Origin of the sequence: Roseovarius sp. Pro17, from assembly GCF_035599575.1 — a bacterium.
GTDB lineage: Bacteria > Pseudomonadota > Alphaproteobacteria > Rhodobacterales > Rhodobacteraceae > Roseovarius.
In genome coordinates this window covers 2047346-2071653 of the sequence record NZ_CP141179.1, presented here as the reverse complement: position 1 = coordinate 2071653, position 24308 = coordinate 2047346, and the positions used below count along the sequence as shown (strand labels likewise).

Here is a 24308-nt window from a genome sequence, read left to right as displayed (position 1 = left end):
GAGCCGCCCGATCGCCGACAGTCTTGCCGAAGCCACATCGACCTCCGTACCCTTGAGGCACGCAAGCAAGGATCTCGGCAATGGCCCGCATCAGAATCAATATTTGGCGTCTCATACACGCCCACTGATTCAGGCACTGCCAGGCCGGCAGTTTCGGTCCATCCCTCCTGCGCAAACCCAAACCCATCCGTAATCGCGACGCCGGCGTTCTGCCGAGCGCACGCAGTCCAATAGGAGTCTGATCATGACCATCGCAAATCGCATGTCCCCCCGTAGCCGCATTTCTGTCTGGGGCAAGGTCCCGCCAGACGGGGAAGGATATGGCCATGGCTGACCCACAGCACGTCATGCCCGTTCTGCCGCCGCATCTGGTGGTCGACGACTTTGAGCAGATCCATAAGCGATTCCTCGACTTTACCTATCGTGTGAGGCGGCAATACCTGGCGCCCCATGAGGCAATGGCACTGGGCTATGACAAGAAACGCATCGTCGATCAGCTGGCCAAGACATGTCATGAACGGCGCCTGCGGCAGGCCGGGTTGAGCCGGGTTCCGGAAAAGGAGCGAAACGAACTCATCGCGCTTGTCCGCATTGGTGGCAGGCTGGTTGGCCCGACGACACTGCATGAGGAAAGATCGTGGATGTCGGAGGTCACGACCTTCCTGATGCATCACATGCGCAGCTATGTGCGGGCAGGTGGGGTCGGGCTGCATCTGCCGCCGATCATCCTTGCCGGGCCACCGGGGGTCGGCAAATCGTGGTTCGCGCGCAGTATCGCCACGGCGGTCTCCCTGCCAAACCGGGTGATCGATGTCGGGGCTGGAACTGCCGCGTTCAGAATTGCCGGGACGGAAAAGGGATGGAGTAGCGTGCAGTCAGGCCTGCCTGTCGAAACGATGCTGCAGACACATGTGGCCAACCCGTTGATGGTCGTAGATGAGATCGACAAGGCCGGAACAATCTACAGCAACAACGGCAACAGTAGCAGTCTGACGACGGCTCTTCTCGGCCTGCTCGATCCAGGTTCCGCGCCACGGTTTGAATGCCCCGGTTTGCGGGTCCAGTTCGACATGTCGCGCGTGATCTGGGTGCTGACGGCGAACGACGCGGACCGGATTCCAGCGCCGCTGCGCGATCGCTGCCGGGTCTTTCATATGCCCGAGCTTACCGCCGAAATGGCGCTGGCTTTCTTCGACCGGATTGCGCGCGATATCTGCGGCGCGGATGGGCTGAAGGCAACGGCGCGAACCTTCGTGGCTTATCGAGTGGCCTCAGGCAAGATCAGCCTGCGGCAGATCGCCCGCCTCATCGAGACGCTGCGCAGCAGCGATGACGGGGAGCCGCTCCATTGACCGGCGCCCTGCAAGCCGTGGCACCTGTCGCCCTGCGTCTGGCCGCCCATTTGGCCGGGGGCTGCGATCCATTCGCAGCCTCCGGTGCTGCGCCAAGGCGCCCGGCGCTTCATGGACGGCCCGCCGCCGGGCATCTCTTCACAAAGGAAAACAAGCATGGACGCGCATGACAAGGATCTGGCGTTGGTCGCAGAATTTAAACGCCTTGATGAGACGCAGCGTGGCGCCATCCCGATCGCTTCGCTGTCTCCAGTTTTGCAGATCGCCTTCGAACGGGCGCACCCGCTCGCGGCCTGTCCGGTGATCGACGGGCAGGTCTGTATCCAGCCCGCGGACTGGATCATGTTCAAGGCAAGACAGGCGCAGGAGCTGATGCACCGTATGCGCAAGCGGTCCCTGCGGCTGGCATGGGATGGACCTTCGGCGGGCGATCTGGATCGCGCCCCGGTTCTATCCCATTGGCTCGCCGCCATGGAGCCCAGAATGATAGGTCTTGCGCTCATGGGGAGCGCGTCAAATCACCCCAAATACGTGGGTGATCTGATCGTGACCTCCCGCCTCTGCGGCATTTGCAAGGATGGCACTTGGGCGCGAACGATCTCGCGTTGGTATCGGCTGGAGGATGCCGCGACACTTGACACGTTCATGGATGGTAATGCCGGCGGGGTGCGCAGGGAGGACATTCATCCTGTGCGCATGCGGGATGTCGTTTTAATGACCACGTTTGAGCAGGCAGAGGAAATGCAATGACAGACACTCCAAAAGTCATGGTTCTGGCTGATCTGCATCTGGATGAATGGCTGGCCGCGGGCCGCGATCCGCTTGCGGCCCTCGACGCGGGCATGCTGGCGGCGCTCGACGCGCTGATCGTGGCGGGCGACCTCGCAAACAAGCCCAAGGTGCGCTGGTCCAAGCTGCTGGCGCATCTGGGCCAGTATGTTCCGCTGTCCCGCATCCATGTGCTGCCCGGTAATCATGATTACTACGATCATGTGCTGGACGGGGACGAGCGGCTGGCGCGTATCTGCACTGAGGCAGGCGCTCACTTCGCGCAGAAGCGCGTGATCGCGTTCGGCGCAACCCGGTATCTCTGCTGCACGCTCTGGACCGACTTTGCCATCCGAGGATCGGTTGAGGGCGGCATGTATGAGGCTGGGAATTGGATGCACGATTACCAATACATTCGCATGGAGAACGAGCGCTATAGGCGCATCCATCCCATCGATGTCGCACGCGTGCATGCAGACCATCGCGCTTGGCTCGAAGCACGCCTGTCAGAGCCGTTCTCGGGGCGCACGATTGTCGTGACGCATCACGCCCCCCTCGGCGCCTGCCTGAAGGATGAGCATGGTATTTCCAGCGCCTATGCCTCTGATCTCTCGGGCCTGATCGATACCTATCAGCCCTACAGATGGCTCTATGGTCATACCCATCATCCTTGCGCGCTGCAGCGGGGCAGGACTGACCTGCGAAACGTGTCCATCGGCTATCCCCATGAAATGGGCACCATCGTCCTGCCCGCGCTCGCCAACTTCAGGAAGTAGCTCATGCAGTACAGCATAACATATGCTAAGAAACACCTTTCGGCGCTTATCGCGGCCGCTGAGCGCGGCGAGGATATCATTATCACGCGCCGCGGCCGCCCGGTCGCGCGACTGGTCGCGTTCAGGGCGAAGCTCCCTGAATTGAAGACAGGCTCGGCGGACGATGCGACCGGGGACCATACAGACATCACAGGCTCTCTTCAGGAGGGTGATGGGACGGGGGGCAGTAAGAGCCGTCAAGCTTGATCGTGAAGGCCCTACTGCCACCGATCCCTTCAGAGCTGGAACAGCCCCAGACCGTTCACGACGTCACGCTTAGTGGCCTCGGTCACCTCTCTGGCCCTCTGCGTCCCGGCACGGATCACATTCAGCACGTGGTCAGGGTGCTTGGCGAACTCTTCCCGGCGCTGCCGGATCGGCGCGATCAGAGCCTCCAGTACGCCGTTGAGGCGGCGTTTGATCACGGCGTCGCCAAGACCGCCGCGTCCATATTGCGCTTTCAGCTCCTGGACGGCAGCCTCGTCTTCGTCGAATGCATCGAGATAGGCGAAGACGACATTGCCTTCGACTTTCCCGGGATCGTCGATCCGCAGATGTCCCGGATCGGTATACATCGCGCGCACCGCCGTCGCGATTGCGTCCGGCGAAGCGGAGAGGGGTATGGCGTTGCCGCCTGATTTGGACATCTTCGCCTTGCCGTCGATGCCGGGCAGTCGGCCAGACCGGGGAATGACAGCCTCCGCCTCCGGCAGGATGTCCTTTTCGGCGGCCGCATTGATGCGGCGCACGATCTCGTTCGTCTGCTCGATCAAAGGCGCCTGGTCCGCGCCGACTGGCTCGCGCGTCGCTCTGAATGCCGTGATGTCCGCCGCCTGAGCGGCCGGATAGCACAGGAATCCCGCCGGGACATTGTGCCCGAAGCCGCGCACCCGGATCTCGTCCTTGATCGTAGGGTTTCGCTCCAGTCGGGCGACGGTGACGAAGTTCAGATAGAGCATCGAAAGCTCAGCAAGCGCGGGCAGATGCGACTGCAGGCAGATCGTGCTCTTCTCCGGATCGATGCCGACGGCGAGATAATCCAGCGCGACCTCCATTACGCTGCGCCGGATCTTGGCAGGATCATGCGCATTGTCGGTCAGTGCCTGCGTGTCCGCAAGCAGCAGATACTGGTCATGGCTGTCCTGAAAGCGCAGACGATTGCGCAACGAGCCGGCGAAATGGCCGATATGCAGTGGCCCCGTGGTACGGTCGCCTGTCAGGATGACGGGGTTGTTGGTCATGGTCGTGTCCTCTTGAGAAAGAGGGTCACCGCATGGGGGCATCAAATGCAAAGGCCGCCATAGCGGCGGCCCCGGGATGCAATGAAACGTCCGGCCGCTCTAAAAGCTGGCCGGCCACCAGATGGAGGCGATGATCGTGACGCGTTTCATGAAAGTGTTGCTAGACCGATGGCGAGGACAGGTCAATGGCGCGTGAGTAATACGCCCACGCCCACGCCCACGCGGCTGGGGCGACTTACATTCAGAAGCGCAAACTCCGGTATCGCCCCTCCACCAACTGCTTGTCTCTGACAGATGGGATTGTTCTGCAAGCGGTCGAAGCTGCCCGCGCTTGCTTCCTCAAAGGGCGTCGTGAAAAATGGATGACTAAATGACGCATGATGCATATGATCCGAATAGGGAAAACGCCCACTGGGATTGGCTTCGGCTGCAACTACCAAGCGAAGGGGTTACAAGACTGTTTCCCGATGACGCAGCCTGTCTGGCAAGAGTGAAGGCCGTGCGATGGCCAAACGGTGTTGCCTGTGGCCGTTGTGGTCAGGATGAACCTAGAACGTTGAAGACCAGAAGCGTTTTCGAGTGCCGGGCCTGCAAGCGCCAATTCTCATGCAAAGCCGGAACCGTTTTTCACAGGTCCCGGATCCCGCTGACTATCTGGTTTTGATCGGCAGAGCTTTTCATTCAAAGAAGCCCCCAGGGCTTCAATCGACTGCCTCTGGTCTCGTACTTCGAAAACCGCTTTTATCTACACCATCCTGCTGCGACGCGGCTGCGTCGCATACTCTCTGAAGACCTGAAGGTCGGTGGAGACCAGTTCATTGGCAGGCTGATTTTCGCACGACCTGCCATGCCCCCAAATGGTGTGGAATTGTATTCTCCGGAATTTGCTGACTGGCTTTGGCAACTGGCCGACGATCGCGGATTGAGAATACATATCTGAGTTAACAGTACACGCTATCCACAGGTATGTTCTGTGCAGGTCTATCCTTGCAGTAGGGCTCTCTGATATTGTGGTGGGAGTAAGAGACCATCATGGAAAGAGGAGGGCGGACGCCACATCTGATCGAGTTTGCGAAAAAGGGGGGTGACGCTTGCGTTTTCGCATAAGTATCTGAAAATGATTAAATATTTGACTCGAATTGTATGGTGTGCGATCTCGCATCGCTATGAGAAATGACGGCCTCGGCCTTGTTCATATGAGGACGTAGTTCGCTAGACGGACGGCCGACAAAAATGAAAAAGCGTGCGCCTAGAAATAGGTGCACGCAGAGTCGGGGCGAGATCCGCCCATTCGTATGTTGCCACCATAGAGGTCGAGACAGGCCCAGGCAACTCAGGATCTCCGCGCCATCGTATGACTTCAAGAAGCTGGATTCTTCGGATTCCGGCAGCGGAGACCCTATGCCCGAAGAGTACATCGACCATGACGCTTGGAACTATGGCCTTGCGAAGCTGCCTAAAGCCCCGAAAGTAAAATTGGGTGCGATTACTGGTGTTTTGCCTTTCGATGGCGCGCGCAACCCTGGTTTCAGGAGCGCCGTCGCTCACCGTGTATGGTTGACTTATAAGACATCGGCAAATGATTGGCGGCCGAAGGTTGGAATATGTGAGAGCGCGGCAGAGGCAGCGGTCGCCTATGAGGCCCTGATCGCGAAAGATACGTATGACGTTAAGTTCCAGCCCTTGACCATTCAGTTCGAATTCGATGGCAAGAAACCAGAATACACACATGATCTGCTGGTCACGCGTCTCAACACTCATCGTCGGTTAATCTTTGTGCGCAACGAAGCAAGTCTGAGCAAACCCAAGACTTGGCGGGAAATTGAGGCAATTGTCAGAGCGACACCACCTAGTGCAGCAGACGATATGATCGTGGTCAACGCGAATGACTATAGTCGCCAGCGCCGTGAAAACCTGTATCGGATGTATCAGATGATTCAGGAGCGCGACGAGGAGGCGGACGAGATCGTTCTCTATACAGCGCTGAACCTCAAAACCCTCTGGCTGATGAAGGATCTGTTCTCACATATAGATTTGCCGCAATGGCGAGTATTTCGATCCTGCTATCGTTTGATTGCACGGGAGAAGCTGATCGCCAACATGGATCATGTGATCAACGAATTCTCCCGCGTGAGCATTGCAGCATGAACATGGTTCCACGCTACAATTTGCCTTCGGGTACCGAAGTGACGTTGTTCACTCAAAAGATGGCGATGAATCGTCAGACTGAAGCCGGGTATGAATTTACAAATTTGGAAACAGGCAGCATTAGTGTTGTGCCCTTCTCCAAGTTTGCTGAGCTGTTGAAGTCGCCTGCAGTGCGTCTGACAAATGTCGATGGAATTGCAACTAGCATCGTTGAGTTGCGTCTTGGCGGGTTGAAAACGGCAGAGCAGCTTTCCGAATTCCAGCGAGAATATGGAAAATTTCATTTTGCGCTGTGCTGCGGAATGGTCGCACTCCGGCAGAAACGGCGGCGGGATATGGGTCCGCGGGGTGGGTACCTTTCTATTCGCGACATGGATAAAATCGAAAATCGCAAGTTCGTCCGGGCAGTTGCGGAGAAGTTTCTCGGTGGGAAAGTACTGCTGACGCAGTTGCGTGGCGGCAAGAGCTCTGATTGGTTCATGTATAAAGGTCGTACGTTGATCAAATACTTGACAATATACGACAGTCTTGGCCCTGACGACGATGCAATTGCGGGACTTGCAACACTTGATCATCTCAAAGGCAACGAGGTCCAAAGGCTCAACCCCCGTCTACGCATGCTGATGACGCAAGCGTGGGAAGAGGTCGGATTTGACTTGAAGGGCAGTTCGGTTGCCAACGTTCATGATCATCTTGAAGTGCTGGTCCATGAGGAAAACCGAAACCGGAGGCGAAATGAGCTGAGCCCATTGATCGTTCCGGCAGAGAAAACCCTAAAAGCGCACCGGGATGACCTGCTTTCCCCCACGGAGTATTTGCTCGCCACGAAAGGCGAACGCCATACACAAAATAAACGCGGCCGCGGAAGCAGCGACATTCGCGCACTCATCCCAGCAGAGATCGTTGAAATAGATGAATGTAGAGCATCCCTGATCACGTCCGCAAAGGAAAAGGGCTATTGGCACTCGCTTTCAGCTAAAGATCAGGATGCCCTTAAGCATATTGACAAGTACATCCAGAGCCGTCTTTCGATCCTAGTTATGATCGACATCGCGTCCCGCATGCCGCTGGCTTGGGTTATCAGTGACAATCCGAAGGCTGAAGCAACGCTAGCTCTCCTGCGCATGGCCACTCGTGACAAAACGAAAGAAAAAGTCACCTACGGCTGTGAAGGTGATCCAGCGCCGGCGATGGGCATTGGGATGATCAAGAATGACAATGGGGTCGGGCTACGGAATGCCGAAGTTAAACAGGCGATTTTGGGATGCGGCGCTGATAGCACGGACGTGAGGACTTATGCATCATCCGATAAGCCTTATGTGGAGCGCATATTTGGCACGACCGAGTCGGTGCTGTTGAAGATAATCCACGGCTATACCGGACGGAAGCCCGGCGAAAATCCAGGCTATGATGCGAAGAAAAACGGTGTTCTCGATATTGATGAACTCACCGGGATCCTTACGCGCTTCTTTATCGACGAGTACCCATCGATGCGCCATATGGGCGTTGGCATGGGCGGGCGGCGTCCGGCCGAAGTGTTCAGAGATCTTAATAATACCCGCGGGCTATTCCGGCCGATCGACGAAGATCAGCGCCGTATCCATCTAGGATGGAAAGAGGAAAGAAAGCCAAACGATGAAGGCGTTAAGGTGTTTTCCGGGATTTGGTATAATTCTGACGAGCTCCAGTTGCATGCGGATGAGATCGCTCCAAAGAAGGTTTCAGTTTTCGTCGATCCTGACAATGTAAATGAGGCGACGGTCCTGATTCCCGGGGTCAAGGATGTTCTTCGTGTCCCGCTGCAAACCACCGCTTTTGCTGATTTGACCTTGCCGCAAGTGCTAGAGCTTATGGCAGCTTACCGGAAGGAAAACCCTGACGTCACGGTAATTCATAATAATCGAATTATGAAAACGCGTCGTCAGCGATTTGATCAGTTGAAAGCTATCGGTGTCGAACGAAAGCTTGCGCGCAGCTATTCCACCGCCGAAGAATGCAAGGCCAAGGGAAGAGCCGTATTCGCCGGGGCCCGCATAGTGCGAGACCTGACGGTCACGGATACAGTGCGCCCAGGCCAGATCACATCCTGCACTGACGGTCCCGGTGTTTTTCAGATTGGTGGCGGAGGTGCGATTATTGAGCACCAAGCGCATCACGATGATCCCGAACCGATCAGCAGCGAGTCTCTCCAGCCCTTGGCCGATCAGCCCCACGATGAAGGGTATCTGGCCCCTAGGAGCAACCAGGCAAACGATCATTCTGATGAAAAGCAACTGCGGCCCCTCGGGCGCCCGAAAAAAGAAGGAACGCTCTTATGAGCTATGTAAACAGGGAAAAATTTGAGGTAGCCGAACCCTTGAAGGCCGCGCATTTTGACTTTCCGCGCGCCAGGGTCCTGCGTGACGCGTTCGAGGACTGTGTCACGGATTACTACACCAAGTCATCCATCGGTGGTCTCGAGGCGCGTGGGTTGATCATCACTGGCCTCTCACGTGTTGGCAAGTCACAGGAGACGAGGAAGCTGATCGATGACTTCAATGAGAGTGCCACGGAAATGCCGGACGGGCGTCCTGGACGGATTGTCAGCTGCGTGCTGTCTGGCCGTGTCTCATGGAAAGATCTTGGCATTCAGACCCTCAATGCACTTGGATATGAAATCAGGAGCAGTCGGACGCAGGCCTATATTTGGGAAAGGGTTGTCGACCAAGCGAGACGGCAGGGAGTAATTGGGGTTCATTACGATGAATGCCAGCACGTATTTGTCGAAGGCGCCAAGGCAAACCGATATTTTCTCGACAGCTTCAAGTCCATGATGAAGGAGCCTTCTTGGCCTCTGATGCTGTTTCTCTCTGGCGTGCCAACGCTGACGAAATTCGTGAAGCCCTATGAGCAGCTTTCAAACCTTCTGCAGCCCATTCATTTCGAAGAGATCAATTTCAAGCGCGACCTGCAGCTTCTGAATAGCCTTATGTTTGCCTTCGCGGACAAAGCCCATGTCGATATCGAGAAGCTTTCAACACCAGATTTTCTTGCGCGGCTTGATCATGCCTGTGGCCATAGATGGGGCCTTGTCATCGAAATCGTGATCGCCGCGCTGGTCAGGTGTCGAGTGCAGAAGAGGACACAGATTGACGTGAACGATTTCGTCGAAGAATTCGCTTTGAGAACGGGCATTCCGAAAAAGTTCTCACCGTTTACGGCGCCGGATTTCCGAGAGGTCTTCGATGCCTCTAAGCTCCCCGATCTCACAGAGTAGGCGTAAAGAGTAGATAGACCATTAGGTCGCATATTTGGGCCCGCCATTTGGCGGGCCTTTTCTTTTGCCGCGGGTGTGCATGCTTATGCTTTCAGTGTGCATGCTTATGCCAGAGCATGAAATAGGGGAGAAATTAAGTGTCTGATATTGTTGTGGTGTTATGGCAGATTCTCACCGAGAATCGGCAGGGTGTGCAAGCTTATGCCCCATTGGCAGATACGCTGCTGCCAATGGGGCATAAGCTTGCACGAAACGACGTTTTCTTGCACACCCCCTGTGGAGACATTTCATGCAGTACGGACGAAAAAACGTGTTTCCAGTCTCGTTGGGTGCGGCGGCTGCGGGTCGTAACTGGTTGTTTTCGCAACATTATGAGGTGCAGAAGTTTCCTGGATTGCTAGGTGCCTCTCAGGTGATGAGCCCACGACGGCGCAGAACCGACTCTATGTCATTACGCAGATAGAGGTGCCCGTAGTCTTCGCCGTCGGGCGCGAAGGGGGCCACTTCGGTGGATCGCAGGGCGGTCAGATAGGTACGCCGGTGGCCGCCGAACTCATCTGCCATGGATGAGAGCGTCATGAAACGGTGATGGAACGCGGCGATGTCGGCCTCGGTCATGAAGTATTGCCAGATTCCGGTCGTCGGATGGCGCATCCGTGTGGCCGGTGTGTGTCCCTTGCGCACGAGCGCGAGGAAGCGGCCCTTGGCTCTGAGCCCTGTGGCCCGCTCGAAACTAGACGCCGTGCGAAAATCCTCTGGCCTTGGCGCGCCCGTGAGCCTTGCCAGTCGATCGACCTCCTGCTTGAGGACGCAGATGCTCTGGTAGCCGGTCTGGCCGTCTGTCGCGCCGACCTGCAGATCTCCTGACCAGATGGCTGCAATAAGCGTGCCCACCGGGATCCCGGAACGGTTCTTGGCGTTCTGCAACTTTTCCCAGTTGTCGTCCTCCTTGGCGATAGGTGACGCCGCTGCCGTGAGATTGGCCACAAGTTCCATGCCATCTGAAAGGCACCAGATTTCCTTCACCGTCATGATTCGAGTGCGGGGTGTCAGGACCTAGTCTTGCGCGAGCGCATTAAACTCTCTGCGCGACGCCCCCATTGCCTGTCTGATCTCGAGGGACCCAAGCCAAGTCGGGATCTCCGAGAGGAAGAGCGCATATTTCTTTACGAGGAAGGTCTTCCATGCTTCGGGTCGGTCGTCCTTCGGATCAACTGCGCCCACTTCGACTAGCAGTTAGCCTAACAAGTCCCGTCCTATGCCTATTTCCGTCGACGCCGACCTGACTGAGTGCAGGATGCGCTCTGGGAACGGTTTCCCGTAGACGAATTCCCCTGTTTCGATTGGCCAGTTTTCTATTGCGAACTGTCGCAGGATGCGGTGAAAAGGCGCAAAACAATCCAGATCAAAAGATATACTGGACTTCCTTCTGTAGAACAGGTCGCCCAACGCCCCGGTGATCTTCAGCTTGCGACTGATCGCAAATTGCATGAGTTCTTTAAGCGCCGCGAGAATGCTCGCTTCGCCCTTGCTTGCAACTTCGAAGCCTCTTGCGCGGGACCGCATTTCCAGGCTGATTTCGTTTAATTCGGTGGGGGATTCGAGACTGAGCAGTTCCCGTCCAAGGATCCTGCAAAAACTAGCGGCTGAATAAAGACCATGCTGCGCGAGCCAAGTGGCATCGCGCCCGTTCTCGAGGCGACTGTCCAGCCAGAAATCATAGGCGGTCGGGGATTGTAGTTGTCGGTCAAGCTTACCCGCTATGAGGTCATGAGCAATCTCGTTGAGATGCGCGCCGATGTCGTGCCGATCGCTTGGACGTGCGGCAGTCCACAATGGCACCAGGGGATGATGATGGCGCAGGCACAGGACAACACCGCGAAACTGCCAATCCCCGCGCATGATCATGGCTTCCAGCGGCGGGCCATCGTAGGCTTCGACATCCTCCCGCAAACACACTGAACATCCCCTCATGGTCGGGTTTCGGAGGCTGCGAGATACGAAAACCTCGGCGCGAAACTCCATTCGCACATCTCCGATTGGGCGCCCGGTCCAAGAGACCAGTGTCTCCACAGCGTCTGCATCAAGACCGGCGCAACCGGCAAGCGCCTCCAAGGGCTCGTCTTCAAGGTTCAGAAGCCGTTTGAAGGATATCGCCATATCCCGCGCAAAATCCTTGGCGCCAAGACCGTTCACTTCCGCCAACCTGGAAAGGAAAGACGGAATGGTCTCGCGAGGGGCAAGTGTAGGGCGGAGCGGCAGCGGCCTATACATAGGGATTTACAGCACGGTTGATCAGCTGGATCATTATATGAACTCGCATATTATGGTATTCAAAGGCTTCTGACGTCCTGCACTTGATCACACTCGGCTCAGGATTCACGAAACCGATTCCTCAATCGAATCTCAGAGTTTTCGATCCGGTCTGCAAGGTGGTTTAGGACCGCGAAATTGCCAAAAACCGCCGGGCAGAGATGGAGGCGGATATCGATTTGCCAAGCCGGGCAGAAGGCTAGCGTGCTCGAAGAGGTCGATGTCAAAGAGCGACCTTTAGCCCGTCGCTCCCTGTGCGCTGGGTCTACCTCGTGACCTTAAAAGCTACCATGCCCGGCGTCACTAGCCGCCCAACACCGACAGTAAGGGCTTATTTTGTTGAAAAACTCTTGTTGATTTGAGGCCTGTTCGCTGATTCACTTTCGGTAGTAAAGCGGGGGGATCTGCGATGCTAGGACCGAAGCAAGAGGCGCAAGGGGCGCTGTTTTACGAGTTCTCAATAGAGAACCACGTCCCACAGGATCACCTGTTGCGCTCCATTGACCGCTTCGTAGACCTGTCCAGTATTCGGCAGCACTTGGCACAATTCTACAGCCATACCGGGCGCCCGTCTGTTGACCCCGAGTTGCTAATCCGGATGTTGCTGGTTGGCTATTGCTTTGGAATCCGCTCCGAGCGGCGGCTCTGCGAGGAGGTGCATCTGAACCTCGCATATCGCTGGTTTTGTCGGCTCGACCTGGCTGATCGGGTTCCGGATCACTCGACCTTCTCGAAGAACCGGCACGGTCGCTTCCGTGACAGCGAACTGCTGCGGCATCTTTTCGAAACGACCGTCGCGCGCTGCATCGAGGAAGGGCTCGTGAGCGGGCAGCGCATGGCTGTCGACGCAAGCTTGATCGAGACCGATGCAAACAAGCAGAACTCGACGCCGAAGGAGGATTGGGACGCCAGACTGATCGATCCCGCCGATGCGCCCCGCGCTGTCCGCGAGTATCTGGATACGCTTGATGAGGCCGCGTTCGGTGCCGCAAGCGAGGTTCAACCCAAGTTCACTTCCCATTCCGATCCGGCCAGCCAATGCCTCTCGGTGATTGCAGGCAATCACCTGCCGGTAATAGACAGCGGCCCGCAAAGGCCCGGCATTCTTCAGCTATTCCGACAACTATCTGATCGACACTGACCACGGCGTCATCGTGGATGTAGAAGCGACGCGTTCGATCCGGCAGGCCGAAGTCGGATCAACAAAGACCATGCTGGACCGTGTGAAGGCCAGGTTCGATCTCCATCCCGAACGGCTGATAGCAGACACCGCCTACGGCACAGGGCCGATGCTGGGCTGGCTGGTCGACCGCAAGATTGCGCCGCATATCCCGGTCTTCGATAAGTCTGGCCGCAACGACGGCACTTGGAGCCGGGCGGACTTCGAATGGGACGCCGAGAATAATCAATACATCTGCCCCGAGGGTCAGGCACTGAAGCAGTTCCGCCGGAATTATTCCGACCCGAACCGAGGACCAACCGGCAAGGGACGCGCCAAATATCGCGCCCTAAAACTGACCTGCCAGGCGTGCCCGTCGAAACAAAAATGTTGCCCGAACGCCGATGCCAGAACGATCACCCGCGAGGAACACGAAGATGCCCGCCAGGTTGCCCGTGATATAGCCAAGACCAGGCAATACGTGATCTCCATGAAGCTCCGGAAGAAGGTCGAGATGCTGTTTGCCCACCTCAAACGCATCCTGGGTCTTGGAAGGCTCCGATTGCGCGGCCCATGCGGTGCAAATGACGAATTCCTCCTCGCCGTCACCGCCCAGAACCTCCGGAAACTGGCCAAGATTTTCCCTGCACCGCAGCAATCGCGCAAAGCCTGAGAGAAAAGGCGCGCGCGCCCTGTCAATTCGCCAAAATTCTGCGCGTGCGAGCGGCTGTTTTTCCACAGAATCGGCGGATAGTCGACTTTCGCTGCGGTCGCATACACAGCATTCACAATCCTCGGAAGCTGACCTTTGGAGTACAACACAAAGCCTTACCGTAGAATAGTGAATTGAGCAGTTCTCAACGGTGAACGAGCATCCGTAACCAGATTTTCGTCTGGCAATGCACCGACTAATAACCTCCTTCGATGTTAAACTACGGCACCAGAGCGCAGTAGTGCGTCTTGACTTTTTTCTGTCCAAACCTGCCAAATACGGCACTTCTGAAGTATCAAAGGTATGGCAACTTTAAGAACTACATCTTCGGGAAAGGAGGGCATGCTCTGCCATCAGAGTCATGCTGCTGTTGAGCGGAAAATCCACTTATTCTGGCTGTTCAGATTTCCGGAGCCACGTCCTGCCGTGCTGGGCTTTCCGGTTCGGGAGGTTTCCCGGCGTTTGGCCGTCACTGAATTCAAGCTCGGGAACCTTCGACAGAACCGTCATTCTGCAATCCGAACCGTTGACTGAATGCGTCACGGATAGACCGCAATTGCCGGTTTCTGTCGCGTTTGCCCAAGCTATCCAGCTGCCTTCGAAACACGTTGGAGCGGTGGATTCCGCATTCCGTTTGCAAATGTGCCGTCGTCAGATAAGGAATATCAAGCCGCCTGAGGTGTCGTATCTCGTCGCCAACGGCCTCACCAAGTATCCCGTCACCTTGAGCGCTCCACGCCTGCTTCAGTCGCTCGAAAAACTCGTTTTGCAACTGATCGCCCATCAGGAAACTGGGGCTGAGCAAGTAACGTATGGCCGCCGCATAGGTATCGGTATCGCGCAACAGCGCACGTGGACACACACGATCCATCTTTGCCAGCAATTGCGGATCACTCGTCAGCGCCTGCCTCTCGTTCAGGATGAAATCATAGTAATCCTCGAACCCGCTGCAGACGGCATCCCGATCAGCTTCAAGCGCTGCCTTCGAACGAGATAACAATCGGGGTCCTTTGCCATGCTCCGCCTGTCCGATGGTCATCTGGTCGCAATTCAGCCGGTGCCAGATTTGCACTTGAGTCAACTGGCTCAAGTCCAACCCGAAAGTGCTGCCGTCATAGACCTCGCCGCTCGCGGTTGTCCGCCAACGCGGCAAGAAGCCGGTGTGCAGGACATCGCCGGTTTCCGAAGGCACCCTGCTCGCGGGCAGTCGCGCGTAGGTCGTGTGATTGAGGATCGTTTCCAGATCGATGGGAATGGCCTGTCCGTCAACGGTCACGACATTTTCGTGGTGAATATCCGTGGCACAGAGCACATGCAGCAGCGCCAACACACAGCCGTAGGCATAGGACCGCGCGGCACCCTCCGAGGCACGCATGTAATTCATCCAGCCGTATTCATCTCCCGGCACAACCCACGCCGATCTCAGCCGCGCAGGCGGGCTTTTCGTGTTCAGGCGGGCCACCAATTCATCAAAGACGGCTTCTCCGGCCACGGATCGCGGCTTGTAGATCACATGGCCACCGCCGCGAAACGACAAAAGAGCGACGGCGCGCCCATGGTTGTGGGGGTCCGAGAGGCCCGGCAGCAGCTTTTGCACCACCTGCTCGCAAGGTCCGACGATGCTGGTCTTTTGCGCCAATTTTTCGATGTCCCGGCGCAGTCGGGTTTCGATTTCACCGACTTCAGCAACCCATTGGCTAGCGCAGTCAGTCAAGTGCCGCCGGAGATGCGGGTATTTCGACAGCAAGTCGTCCAGATGCAGCGACGCCAGTTGGTCGACAAAAGATCGATATATGACAAACGACTCTGGTCGCGCGTCCTGAATGGCGTCGAAGGCCGTCGATATGTCGCTGCGAAACCGGAAGGCATAGAATTCCTGGCCAAGCACACGGGCGGCAATAAATGTCAGCCGGGAGACAAGGTATTCTTCCAATTGCCTGCGGGCCACAGGGCCAAACACGCTATCGCGTTTCGGCCAGTTCGCGCGCTTGCGCGCCTGTGCGAGGTATCCCGCAAAGGCATCCTGAAACGGAAACTTCCGACCGCCGGTGATCCAGTCGTCCTGGATATCCCTTTCGATCGACGCCACGTCCATCACAGCTTGAACACAAGCGGAAGGGCCATCATCGCAAGGTCAGGACGTCAAGTCATGACCGGGGTGATAGTTGTTGTAGGTCCAACTGATGCAGCCTTTCTGACAAGAGCTTTCGGGCGCGTTGGTCGCGGCATTCGGTCCGAAAAATACCTCGAAGCTTGTGTCGCCTGCCTCGAATTTCTTTCTATATTCCTTCAGAACCGCTTCCTGAAATTCCTCTCTTGAAAACGAATAGCCTTCGCGCTCGGCGATCTCCATGACAGCCTTGGCCGTCACCATTCCGCCGCGTTCGATGGCCTCGTGGACCTTTTCCGCCAAAGCCTTGTCCTCGAGTGTCGCCTTGATGAAAACCAGCGGGCCCTTTTCATATTTGTCTGCCATTGGAAATGCCTCCCTTTTAAGTTCAATGTTCAAGATCTGTGCTCAAGACCTTAGAGTATCGTGGCCGTATCGCCCTTCAGCCCAACGACGGGCGTTCCCCGCGCCGCTTATTTCGCATCCGTGGACTTGGGGTCGTAGGTGATTTCGACGCTGTTGTCGGAGGCGTCATAGTCAGTCAAACCTCCCCGTGCGGGGACCAATCTGACGGTGAGACGATCACCCGGTTCGATGTTCATCGGCTGCGAAAGCGCATGTAAAATAGTGTCACAAAGGCAGTATGTGCCGGAACAAATCAGCCCGATGGGGCAGCCAGAACAGATCCCTCCGGCACACACGCCGGAAAAACTTGCAGTCCCTGTGAAATGAATGGTCTGGGCCGGTTCATTGCCGCTGCGGATCTCAATATCGGTATTGCCGACAACATGAAGGCCGGGTCTTGTTGCACTTACGGCCCAGTCCACAACCAGCAGCGGCTGGCCTTGGGCGTCAAACAGAAACCGCGTAGACCGGATCGCACGCACGAGATCTCCTTCCAAGGCATTCGGATTAGATATCGTGGCAGCATCGCTGGCATTTTGTGCGAGAATAATTCCGGCGTCGGGAGCCGACTTGCCTTGGCTGCGTGTTGTCCCAAGCCGGTCCGACTCAACGGCGGAACTCACGCCCGCCAGCAGGCAGAACGCAGCTACCTTTGCGCCAACAATGGCTGTTCTCACAGGCACCATATGCTCCCTCACTCATCCTATAATAGCATATTTTGCCGCACAATTCACCTTTAATGCGTCATTCGATGTCATTGGGATCAAACAGGATCAACAACTGGCAACTCCCGTCGCCGACACATCCGACAAAGGCGCGATCCGTCGCCAGCACGCAAACCATGGACTTCTCCCACACCGCAGTCGTTTGGTTTAAGAGGATGCTGCGTAAGTCACAAACTGCAATTTCGGCGTGCCGCGCCGCGGTGGCGACCGACTCGATAAATGACTGGAGAGGGCCGTGTGTGACGCTAGGCACCAAGGGCGGTTTCCGGCCATTCGCTGCAATTGCGAGCCAGTCTTGCCGCGAAGTAGGGAGCCGACATTCAGGCGACCTTGAAGCCAGGCCTTGCTCTGCACCGCCGCAAGTCAGCTTAGAGCCCACAAGAGAAGCGTAAAATTCTCGCTGCGTGCGCTCGTAGAATGGAAAATGCCGCAGGAGCGAGATTTTCGATGTTACCGCACAGCGGGAAAAGGGTCTTTCATAGTGATTGCAGCGAGGGTGAGAACCTCAAGAACCGGGTCGAGGAACCGATCAGACTTCGGAGATGAATTGCCGGAGGTCAACTCATCGCGCTTGGCGACGGTCGCTACAGAACGGGCAAAGGGTATTTCCTCGTGCATCGATCCAGACGCGCTGTTGGGCGGCAGGTCGCGGAGTTTGCAGAGTTTTTGGCGAATGTCGCTTGATTGCGCCGTTTTCTCGACAGCGCTAGTTGGATCAAGGCATGAAACGGCAGCACTATCCCGCAGCGCGGGCACCTGACCGACCCGACTGCTGCCTCTTTCGTCAATGTCTTCTGTGGAGAATGCGCCATAATCCCTGTGCTCTATGCACGACCGCCTCCCTGAACTTCAGGATTGCGAACCTTCGCTGCATATTGAATTATGACGCCAGAAATCTAAAAAGCTGACATTCAAGCGGCGTCGTCTCAGGCTTGAGCATCCAGTTGCCCCGATAGCGCCGAAAAGAGTGCTATGCGCGACGGCACGGCTGTTTCGAGGTATTTGAGAGTGCCCGAGCGGGCTGCCTAAGTGCCGATATAAACAGTATAAAACAACGCAATCATCAACAAAAAAAGCGTTTCGACGATCAAGATGATGCTATAGCTCGCCTTTACTTTGATGATCCGGCCAAGGCTGGTTTTCACCCCAAGTGCTGAGATCGCGATGACCAGGCACCAGCGCGACACTTCGTTCAGTACTGCAATTGGTGCAGAAGGGACGAGTCCTAAATTCGCCACGACGGCACAGATGGCAAACATCACCAGAAACCATGGCACGCTCACGCGTTGCTGCTGCGCGCCACGAAAACTGAACATGACAACCAGCATTACGACCGGCAGCAGCGCAACGCGCAGTATTTTGACATAGGTAGCGATCACGCCGGCCTCGTCGCTGATCGAGTATCCCGCGCCGACGACCTGGGCGACATCGTGTATGGTTGCCCCTACGAGAAAACCGCTCTGAATATCGCTGAGGCCGAGCGATTGAAACAGGATCGGGTATGTGATCATCGCAATGGTCGACAGGGCTGTGACGCCGATCACGACAAAGAGGGTGTCTTGTTCCCGGTCCTTGTGTGGCGGCAGAACCGAGGCGATGGCTAATGCGGCCGACGCGCCGCAAATCGCCACAGAGCCGCCAGCGAGCATGCCAAAGGCCAGGCGCCGACCGAAAAGGTATGACATCAGCGCCCCGCAGGCGAGTGTTGCCAGGACGAATCCGATGATCGCAGCGACGGGGGCGAACCCGAGGCTGGTCACCTCGGCCAGTCCGAGGCGCAATCCCAAGAGCCCGACCCCGAAGCGCAGCAGCGTTTTCGCCGCAAAATCGATCCCCGCCGCGCAGCTTTCCTGTTCCGACAAGAAGTGAAATGCGATGCCGATCAGCAGGGCAAACAGCATGACGGGCGCGCCATAATGCTCGGACATGAAGGTGGCGGAGGCCGCGATGACTGTGGCCAGCAAAAGCCCCCCGAAAAAGGGCTCGATCCGGAATTTTATGAGGGTGATGATGGCGTGGCTCCCGGATTGGGGTGGAGATCGGCAAGTTTCAGCACCCTGTGCGAGGGGCCATGCGGTGGATCGGCAGAGGGACGTGGTGCCCGGTCAGGCGGGCTGGGGCCGCAGCCGCAGTTCGGCGGCCCGCGCATGCCCCTCCATCCCCTCGACCCGGCTGATCCGCGCTGTTCGCAAAGCCAACTCGTGCGAGGCGGCGGCGTCGCAACGTTGCCAGGTCACGGTCTTGGTGAATTTATGCACCGACAGCCCGCCGGTATAGCGCGCCGCGCCGCTGGTCGGCAGCACGTGGTTGGGGCCCGAGGTCTTGTCCCCGAAGGCGACGGTGGTTTCCTCGCCCAGAAAGAGCGAGCCATAGGCTGACAAACGGTTCAGCCACCAATCCAGATCCTCGGCCTGCACCTGCAGATGTTCGGGCGCGTAGCGGTCCGACACCTCGGCCGCCTCTTCGCGAGTGTCGCAGAGGATCACCTCGGCTCGTTCGGCCCAAGCGGTGCGGGCCGCCGCCCTGTTCGGCTCTGGCAGGCTGTCGATCACAGAAGGGACACGGGCAAGCACATCCGTCGCCAGTGCCCGGTTGGTGGTCACCAGCCAGACGGGGCTGTCCATGCCATGCTCGGCCTGGCTGATCAGATCCCAGACGACGGTTTCAGCTGAGGCGGTGTAATCCGCGATGACCAGCGAATCCGTCGGCCCGGCAAACATGTCGATGCCGACTTCGCCGAACAGCATCCGCTTGGCCTCGGCGACATAGCTGTTGCCGGGACCGACGAGAATATCGGCAGGCCTACCGCCAAAGAGCCCATTGGCCATGGCGGCGATTCCCTGAACACCGCCGAGGTTTAGGATCAGGTCCGCGCCGCACAGATCCATGGCGAAGACGATGGCATCGGGGATGCCGATATCGGGGCGCGTGGGTGAGACCGCGGTAATATGCGGCACGCCCGCGACCTTGGCCGTGGTGATCGTCATCAGCGTGCTGGCCACGTGGCTGTAGCGGCCGCCGGGCACGTAGCAGCCTGCGCTGGACACCGGGATCTGTTTCTGACCGGCGATCAGGCCGGGCATCACCTCGATCTCGCATTCGCCCATCGTCGCCTTCTGCGCCTCGGCAAAGCGTTGGATGTTGGTCTGCGCAAAGCGGATGTCGTTCTTGAGATCCTCGGGGACCCGGGCGCAGGCGGCACGGCGGGCCTTGTCCGAGAGCACGATGTCGCCCGACCAGCCGTCCAGCTTTTGCGCATAGTCGCGCACCGCCGTCTCGCCTTCGCGCTCGATATTGGCGAGCATGATGGCGACAATATCGCGGACATCATTATTTTCGCCCGTAGGGCGGGGTTCGGCTGCTTTCAGATAGGTGATGGCCATGGTGTCAACTCGATTTCATCTGGGTGTGGTCACGTATCGTGCGCGCCAGCACATCGACCGTGTCGATGACCGGAACGGCGGCGTGCAAATCGGGGGCCAGCAGCGAGAATTCGGAGCAGGCGACAAAAAGAAGCGCGGCGCCCTTTCCCGTCAGTTCATGCGCGGCATCCTGCACGATCTGGCGGGCCTCGGGGGTGGGGCCATGCGCCTTGATGCTACGGATCGCGTCCAGCATGCGGCCAGTGTCCTCGGGCCAAAGGGCCGTCATCCCCGCACGGCGGAGGGCCGGATCGAAGACCCCGGTCTGCTGCACGGCGGGCGAGGCGAGCATGCCGATACTGGCGCCCTCAGGCGCGAATTGCGCGGCGTGGGCGACCGACAGATCCACCATGTTCAGCAGCGGGATAGCAACCGCCGCCGCAATCTGCGGCGCATAATGATGGGCGGTGTTGCAGGGCATGGCCAGCGCCGTGGCCCCGGCATCCTCCAGCCGCAGCGCCATCTGCGCGAGGGTCGGGGCAGGGTCCGTGCCGGTGCCTTCGATCAGATGGGCGATGCGCGAGGGCACTTGCGGGTTCATGTCGATGAGCAGAGGAATGTGGTCCGCATCGTCGCGCGCTGTTACCGTGGCCAAAAGGCGCTGCTGCAGAAGGATGGTCGCCTCGGGGCCCATGCCCCCCAGTACTCCGACGAGATTGCGGCTCATGGCGCCACCTCACTTGCCGCGTCGCAGATCAGCTCGGCGATCAGGGCGCAGTCCGCCTCGGAAAAGCTGAGCGGCAGGCGCATGTCGAAAAGCGTGGCAAGGATGCGGTCGGTTTCGGGCAAATCTTGCGCCGTCACGTAGCGCCAGCTGGGATGCGCCGAGGTAAAGCCTACAGGCTCGGCCGCGCCGAACCACTTCAACTCGACCCCGCGCGCCTTGGCGGCGTCCGACATGGCGCGGCACTGGGCAGCGGTGAAATCCGGCATCCTGAACTGGATGGACGAGCCGACGTGAAGCTCTTCTGCGGGCAGGGAAATGGTGGTGATGCGCGGATGCCCCTTGAGGTCCGCCTCGACGGCGCGATATCGCGCGTTCCAGCGCTCCACGTTGCTATCCAGCTGCGCCAGTTGCGGTCGCAGGATCGCGGCGCGCAGCGCATCCATCCGGGCCGAACAATTCGGCATCTGGTAGCGCGCCTCGGCAAAGGCGTCGGGCGCCGGACCCGCGCCATGGCGCGCATACATCATGTAGCTGCCCGACAGGATCGTTGCCCGCGCGGCAAGCTCGACGTCATCGGTGGCCAGAAACCCGCCTTCGCCAGAATTCATGTGCTTGTAGGTCTGCGTCGAAAAGCAGGCCACCTTGCCGAAATTGCCCGAGCGCTTTCCATTCCAGCGCGCGCCCATCGTGTGGGCGCAATCCTCGATCACTGTGACGCCTGCGCCGTCGCAAATGCGCATCAGCCGGTCCATGTCGCAAAGATGGCCGCGCATATGCGACAGCAGCAGAACGCGCGCGCGTGAGCTTGCGATCTTGGCCTCGAGATCCTCCAGATCCAGTCGCAGGCCTGCGTCGATCTCGACCAGAATTGCGGTGCCACCGACGGCGCTGATGGCACCGGGCACTGGGGCCAGGGTAAAGCCGTTGGTCAGCACCGCCTCGCCGGGGCGCAGACCACAGGCGCGCAGCGCGATCTGCAGGGCCTGGCCGCCCGAAGTGACGGCAAGGCAATACTGGCTGCCTTGCCAATCGCGATACTCGGCCTCCAGCTGCGCGACCTCGCCCGCCTCGTCACCCACAAGATTGTAGCGGTGCAGGCGCCCCGATTGCAGGACCGCCACCGCAGCGGCGATGGCGTCCGCGGGGATTGCCTCCTGCTGGGTGAATGACCCTGTGAACTTGGCGGGCACGGCGATCTCCATGATCAGAGCGTGACCCAGCGGTCACTGCTGTCGAAGGCGAAATCATATCCGCCAAGCGCCGCAGCACCGCCGGTGTGCAGGAACACAACCCGCTCGTCCTTGAATTTGCCCTTGCGCGCCAGATCGATCAGACCAGCCGCCCCCTTGGCCGAATAGCAGGGATCCAGAAGGATCCCTTCCAGCTCGGCGAACATGCGGATCGCCTCGATGCCGCTGTCGGTGGGCAAGCCATAGCCTTGGCCGACGTAATCAGTGTTGGCCATGACATACTCGCGCTTGACCACGCCGGGGCAGCCCAGCTTCTCGGCCGTCTTGCAGGCCAGATCGTAAACCATCTGTTCCTGCTTAGGCTGCGGCGCGCGGGTGCCGATGCCCAGCACGGGGATCTGCGCGTTCATCGCGCACATTCCGGTGACAAGACCTGCCTGCGTGCCCGACGATCCGGTGGCATGGACGATACGGTCAACCTTAAGGTCCGCGTCATTGAACTGGCCCAGCAACTCGAAGGCGCAATTCACATAGCCAAGCGCGCCGGTCGGGTTCGATCCGCCGCCGGGAATGACATAGACGTTATGCCCCTCGGCGCGCTTCTTTTCTGCGGCGCGCTCCATCTCGGCGGGCATGTCATGGCCGCCGGGAAATTTCTGCGTTGTTGCGCCATGCAGATGATCCAGCAGGACGTTGCCATTGGTGTTGTAATTGGCGTCGTCATAGCTGGTGCGATCCTCCAGAAGGATATGGCAGGCCAGCCCCAGCTTGGCCGCAGCGGCGGCGGTCTGGCGTCCGTGGTTGGTCTGGGTGGCGCCCTGGGTCATCACCATGTCGGCGCCCTGTTCCAGCGCCTCGGCCATCAGGAATTCCAGTTTGCGGGTCTTGTTGCCGCCGGTGGACAGGCCGGTGCAGTCATCGCGCTTGATCCAGAGCTCAACACCCAATTCTTCTGACAGGCGTTTCATCGGCTCCAGCGGCGTGGACAGATGGGCGAGGCGTGTGCGCGGAAAGCGGGACAGGTGCATTTTGATATCCTTGTGATTGCGAGGTGGGACCGAACGGAACGGCCTTGGCCGACAGTTCCGCGCGGCGCCGTGAGGGCGACACGCCGAACGCGTTGGCGTAATGTCTGGAAAAACTCGACGGGCTGCCAAACCCGCAGGCCACCGAGATTTCCGTGATGGACAAGGCGGTCTGTTCGATCAGCGTCCTGGCCCGGCGCAGGCGCAGGGTGCGGTAGAAGGCCATCGGACTTTGGCCAAGGAACGTCTTGAACTTGCGTTCAAACTGGCGGACCGACAGCCCCTCCACGTCGGCCAAATCAGCAGTCGACAGCGGATCTTCGAGATGACCTTCCATTGCAGCGATTGTCGTCTCCAGTTTGACGAGGGGCAGGGCATTGACGTCGTTTTCGCTACGCGGCTGCTGGGCCGCGCCATCGCGGATTCGGTCCATCAACAGAACATTGCCCACCGCCAGAGCCAGCCAGGACGAGCGCGGCGCGACGATCCGAATAGGGATGACATCGGCCGCGGACACCATGCCCGCGGCCGTGGTAATGCGCCCGCTTGTAGTGAAGATCGGCAGGCCGCAGCTCTGATCGCAAAGGGCCGTGGACCAGACCTGATGATCCTCCCAATGGCTGGTTATCTGCACAGTCTCGGGGTTGCGCAGCTGCCATTCCGAGGCCGCGTCGGACATCAGGATGATGCTCTGGCCCATGCGTTCGCTCCAGCGCAGCCGGGCGCGCAGCTGCTCGAACCGGGCGGCGATGCCAGCACCGCCGAGAACTACCAGATGATCGGGCCGGATCGCTACATCCAGCGCAAACGGTGCGGCACGCACGAAGATGCCGCCCATCCCCTCGACCAAATCGGTCCCGGCGGTGGTGCAGAGGCGGGTGTCGAAACAGATGCCCTGACCGAGTCGCCCGGCGATGCGAAGCACATCCTGCACCAGCGCTAGCTCGGTCGGCGCAAAGCCTTGTTCGACCAGAATGGTGACCTGAATATGTGCCATGAT

Annotated in this window: 20 protein-coding genes and 1 pseudogene; 9 read left to right on the top strand and 12 right to left on the bottom strand. The window is 58.4% G+C overall.

What is annotated here, in order from left to right:
- Positions 1-326 precede the first annotated feature (326 nt).
- From U3654_RS10000 to U3654_RS20505, 4 genes are all read left to right on the top strand, one after another.
- Positions 327-1352: an AAA family ATPase gene (locus tag U3654_RS10000; protein WP_324755189.1), complete on the top strand. Its 1026-nt coding sequence runs from the start codon at positions 327-329 to the stop codon at positions 1350-1352.
- A 156-nt stretch (positions 1353-1508) separates the two neighbouring features.
- On the top strand, positions 1509-2102 hold the full coding sequence (locus U3654_RS09995; protein ID WP_324755188.1) for a DUF6634 family protein: 594 nt from the start codon (positions 1509-1511) through the stop codon (positions 2100-2102).
- Positions 2099-2896: a metallophosphoesterase gene (locus U3654_RS09990; protein WP_324755187.1), complete on the top strand. Its 798-nt coding sequence runs from the start codon at positions 2099-2101 to the stop codon at positions 2894-2896. Before U3654_RS09995 ends, U3654_RS09990 begins: the two co-directional genes overlap by 4 nt.
- A gap of 3 nt (positions 2897-2899) precedes the next feature.
- Positions 2900-3142: a type II toxin-antitoxin system Phd/YefM family antitoxin gene (locus U3654_RS20505; protein WP_416384572.1), complete on the top strand. Its 243-nt coding sequence runs from the start codon at positions 2900-2902 to the stop codon at positions 3140-3142.
- 29 nt (positions 3143-3171) lie between these two features.
- Here the strand turns inward: U3654_RS20505 and trpS are convergent, their stop codons facing one another.
- The gene (gene trpS, locus U3654_RS09985; RefSeq protein WP_324755186.1) at positions 3172-4176 is read right to left on the bottom strand and encodes a tryptophan--tRNA ligase; all 1005 of its coding nucleotides are present in this window, start codon (positions 4174-4176) and stop codon (positions 3172-3174) included.
- A gap of 370 nt (positions 4177-4546) precedes the next feature.
- On the opposite strand from trpS, the gene U3654_RS20500 reads away from it, so the two are divergent.
- The 4 genes from U3654_RS20500 (at position 4547) to U3654_RS09970 (ending at position 9580) form a co-directional block, all read left to right on the top strand.
- Positions 4547-4840 carry a transposase gene (locus tag U3654_RS20500; protein WP_416384571.1) on the top strand — a complete coding sequence of 98 codons (294 nt, stop codon included), beginning with the start codon at positions 4547-4549 and terminating at the stop codon, positions 4838-4840.
- Positions 4841-5577: 737 nt separating this feature from the next.
- Positions 5578-6324, top strand: a complete 747-nt coding sequence (locus U3654_RS09980) for a hypothetical protein (protein ID WP_324755185.1) — start codon at positions 5578-5580, stop codon at positions 6322-6324.
- Entirely contained in the window at positions 6321-8642 is a 2322-nt protein-coding gene (locus U3654_RS09975; protein ID WP_324755184.1) for a hypothetical protein, read from the top strand. The genes U3654_RS09980 and U3654_RS09975 overlap by 4 nt, the downstream gene beginning before the upstream one ends.
- A complete protein-coding gene (locus U3654_RS09970; RefSeq protein ID WP_324755183.1) occupies positions 8639-9580 on the top strand; it encodes a TniB family NTP-binding protein in 942 nt (313 codons plus the stop codon). The genes U3654_RS09975 and U3654_RS09970 overlap by 4 nt, the downstream gene beginning before the upstream one ends.
- A gap of 408 nt (positions 9581-9988) precedes the next feature.
- Here U3654_RS09970 and U3654_RS09965 read toward each other — a convergent pair whose 3' ends face one another.
- Complete coding sequence (locus tag U3654_RS09965) at positions 9989-10612, bottom strand: hypothetical protein (RefSeq protein ID WP_324755182.1); 624 nt, start codon at positions 10610-10612, stop codon at positions 9989-9991.
- A gap of 204 nt (positions 10613-10816) precedes the next feature.
- On the bottom strand, positions 10817-11854 hold the full coding sequence (locus U3654_RS09960; protein ID WP_324755181.1) for a TniQ family protein: 1038 nt from the start codon (positions 11852-11854) through the stop codon (positions 10817-10819).
- Between the two features lie 448 nt (positions 11855-12302).
- Here U3654_RS09960 and U3654_RS09955 point away from each other — a divergent pair.
- Positions 12303-13725: pseudogene (locus U3654_RS09955) on the top strand (transposase).
- Between the two features lie 517 nt (positions 13726-14242).
- On the opposite strand, the gene U3654_RS09950 reads toward U3654_RS09955, so the two are convergent.
- The 9 genes from U3654_RS09950 to U3654_RS09910 all read right to left on the bottom strand — a co-directional run bounded on the left by U3654_RS09950 (position 14243) and on the right by U3654_RS09910 (position 24305).
- On the bottom strand, positions 14243-15853 hold the full coding sequence (locus tag U3654_RS09950; RefSeq protein ID WP_324755180.1) for a DUF4135 domain-containing protein: 1611 nt from the start codon (positions 15851-15853) through the stop codon (positions 14243-14245).
- A gap of 45 nt (positions 15854-15898) precedes the next feature.
- Positions 15899-16240 (bottom strand): Nif11-like leader peptide family natural product precursor, encoded by a 342-nt coding sequence (locus tag U3654_RS09945; RefSeq protein WP_324755179.1) that lies wholly within the window; start codon positions 16238-16240, stop codon positions 15899-15901.
- 107 nt (positions 16241-16347) lie between these two features.
- Positions 16348-16956: a hypothetical protein gene (locus U3654_RS09940; RefSeq protein ID WP_324755178.1), complete on the bottom strand. Its 609-nt coding sequence runs from the start codon at positions 16954-16956 to the stop codon at positions 16348-16350.
- 1073 nt (positions 16957-18029) lie between these two features.
- A complete protein-coding gene (locus U3654_RS09935) occupies positions 18030-18968 on the bottom strand; it encodes a YeiH family protein (RefSeq protein ID WP_324755177.1) in 939 nt (312 codons plus the stop codon).
- A 141-nt stretch (positions 18969-19109) separates the two neighbouring features.
- Entirely contained in the window at positions 19110-20387 is a 1278-nt protein-coding gene (hisD, locus tag U3654_RS09930; RefSeq protein ID WP_324755176.1) for a histidinol dehydrogenase, read from the bottom strand.
- 4 nt (positions 20388-20391) lie between these two features.
- A complete protein-coding gene (locus U3654_RS09925) occupies positions 20392-21093 on the bottom strand; it encodes an aspartate/glutamate racemase family protein (protein WP_324755175.1) in 702 nt (233 codons plus the stop codon).
- Positions 21090-22283 carry a DegT/DnrJ/EryC1/StrS family aminotransferase gene (locus tag U3654_RS09920; protein ID WP_324755174.1) on the bottom strand — a complete coding sequence of 398 codons (1194 nt, stop codon included), beginning with the start codon at positions 22281-22283 and terminating at the stop codon, positions 21090-21092. Before U3654_RS09920 ends, U3654_RS09925 begins: the two co-directional genes overlap by 4 nt.
- A 14-nt stretch (positions 22284-22297) precedes the next feature.
- Positions 22298-23311 (bottom strand): D-cysteine desulfhydrase, encoded by a 1014-nt coding sequence (locus tag U3654_RS09915; RefSeq protein ID WP_324755173.1) that lies wholly within the window; start codon positions 23309-23311, stop codon positions 22298-22300.
- Positions 23220-24305, bottom strand: coding sequence for a GlxA family transcriptional regulator (locus U3654_RS09910; protein WP_324755172.1), 1086 nt, complete (start codon positions 24303-24305; stop codon positions 23220-23222). The genes U3654_RS09915 and U3654_RS09910 overlap by 92 nt, the downstream gene beginning before the upstream one ends.
- Positions 24306-24308 lie beyond the last annotated feature (3 nt).

What these genes read in the sequence shown, in the direction of transcription:
- U3654_RS10000 (WP_324755189.1), top strand. Translation starts at nt 327, where the DNA reads ATGGCTGACCCACAGCACGTCATGCCCGTTCTGCCGCCGCATCTGGTG.
- U3654_RS09995 (WP_324755188.1), top strand. Translation starts at nt 1,509, where the DNA reads ATGGACGCGCATGACAAGGATCTGGCGTTGGTCGCAGAATTTAAACGC.
- U3654_RS09990 (WP_324755187.1), top strand. Translation starts at nt 2,099, where the DNA reads ATGACAGACACTCCAAAAGTCATGGTTCTGGCTGATCTGCATCTGGAT.
- U3654_RS20505 (WP_416384572.1), top strand. Translation starts at nt 2,900, where the DNA reads ATGCAGTACAGCATAACATATGCTAAGAAACACCTTTCGGCGCTTATC.
- trpS (WP_324755186.1), bottom strand. Translation starts at nt 4,176, where the DNA reads ATGACCAACAACCCCGTCATCCTGACAGGCGACCGTACCACGGGGCCA.
- U3654_RS20500 (WP_416384571.1), top strand. Translation starts at nt 4,547, where the DNA reads ATGACGCATGATGCATATGATCCGAATAGGGAAAACGCCCACTGGGAT.
- U3654_RS09980 (WP_324755185.1), top strand. Translation starts at nt 5,578, where the DNA reads ATGCCCGAAGAGTACATCGACCATGACGCTTGGAACTATGGCCTTGCG.
- U3654_RS09975 (WP_324755184.1), top strand. Translation starts at nt 6,321, where the DNA reads ATGAACATGGTTCCACGCTACAATTTGCCTTCGGGTACCGAAGTGACG.
- U3654_RS09970 (WP_324755183.1), top strand. Translation starts at nt 8,639, where the DNA reads ATGAGCTATGTAAACAGGGAAAAATTTGAGGTAGCCGAACCCTTGAAG.
- U3654_RS09965 (WP_324755182.1), bottom strand. Translation starts at nt 10,612, where the DNA reads ATGACGGTGAAGGAAATCTGGTGCCTTTCAGATGGCATGGAACTTGTG.
- U3654_RS09960 (WP_324755181.1), bottom strand. Translation starts at nt 11,854, where the DNA reads ATGTATAGGCCGCTGCCGCTCCGCCCTACACTTGCCCCTCGCGAGACC.
- U3654_RS09945 (WP_324755179.1), bottom strand. Translation starts at nt 16,240, where the DNA reads ATGGCAGACAAATATGAAAAGGGCCCGCTGGTTTTCATCAAGGCGACA.
- hisD (WP_324755176.1), bottom strand. Translation starts at nt 20,387, where the DNA reads ATGGCCATCACCTATCTGAAAGCAGCCGAACCCCGCCCTACGGGCGAA.
- U3654_RS09925 (WP_324755175.1), bottom strand. Translation starts at nt 21,093, where the DNA reads ATGAGCCGCAATCTCGTCGGAGTACTGGGGGGCATGGGCCCCGAGGCG.
- U3654_RS09915 (WP_324755173.1), bottom strand. Translation starts at nt 23,311, where the DNA reads ATGCACCTGTCCCGCTTTCCGCGCACACGCCTCGCCCATCTGTCCACG.
- U3654_RS09910 (WP_324755172.1), bottom strand. Translation starts at nt 24,305, where the DNA reads ATGGCACATATTCAGGTCACCATTCTGGTCGAACAAGGCTTTGCGCCG.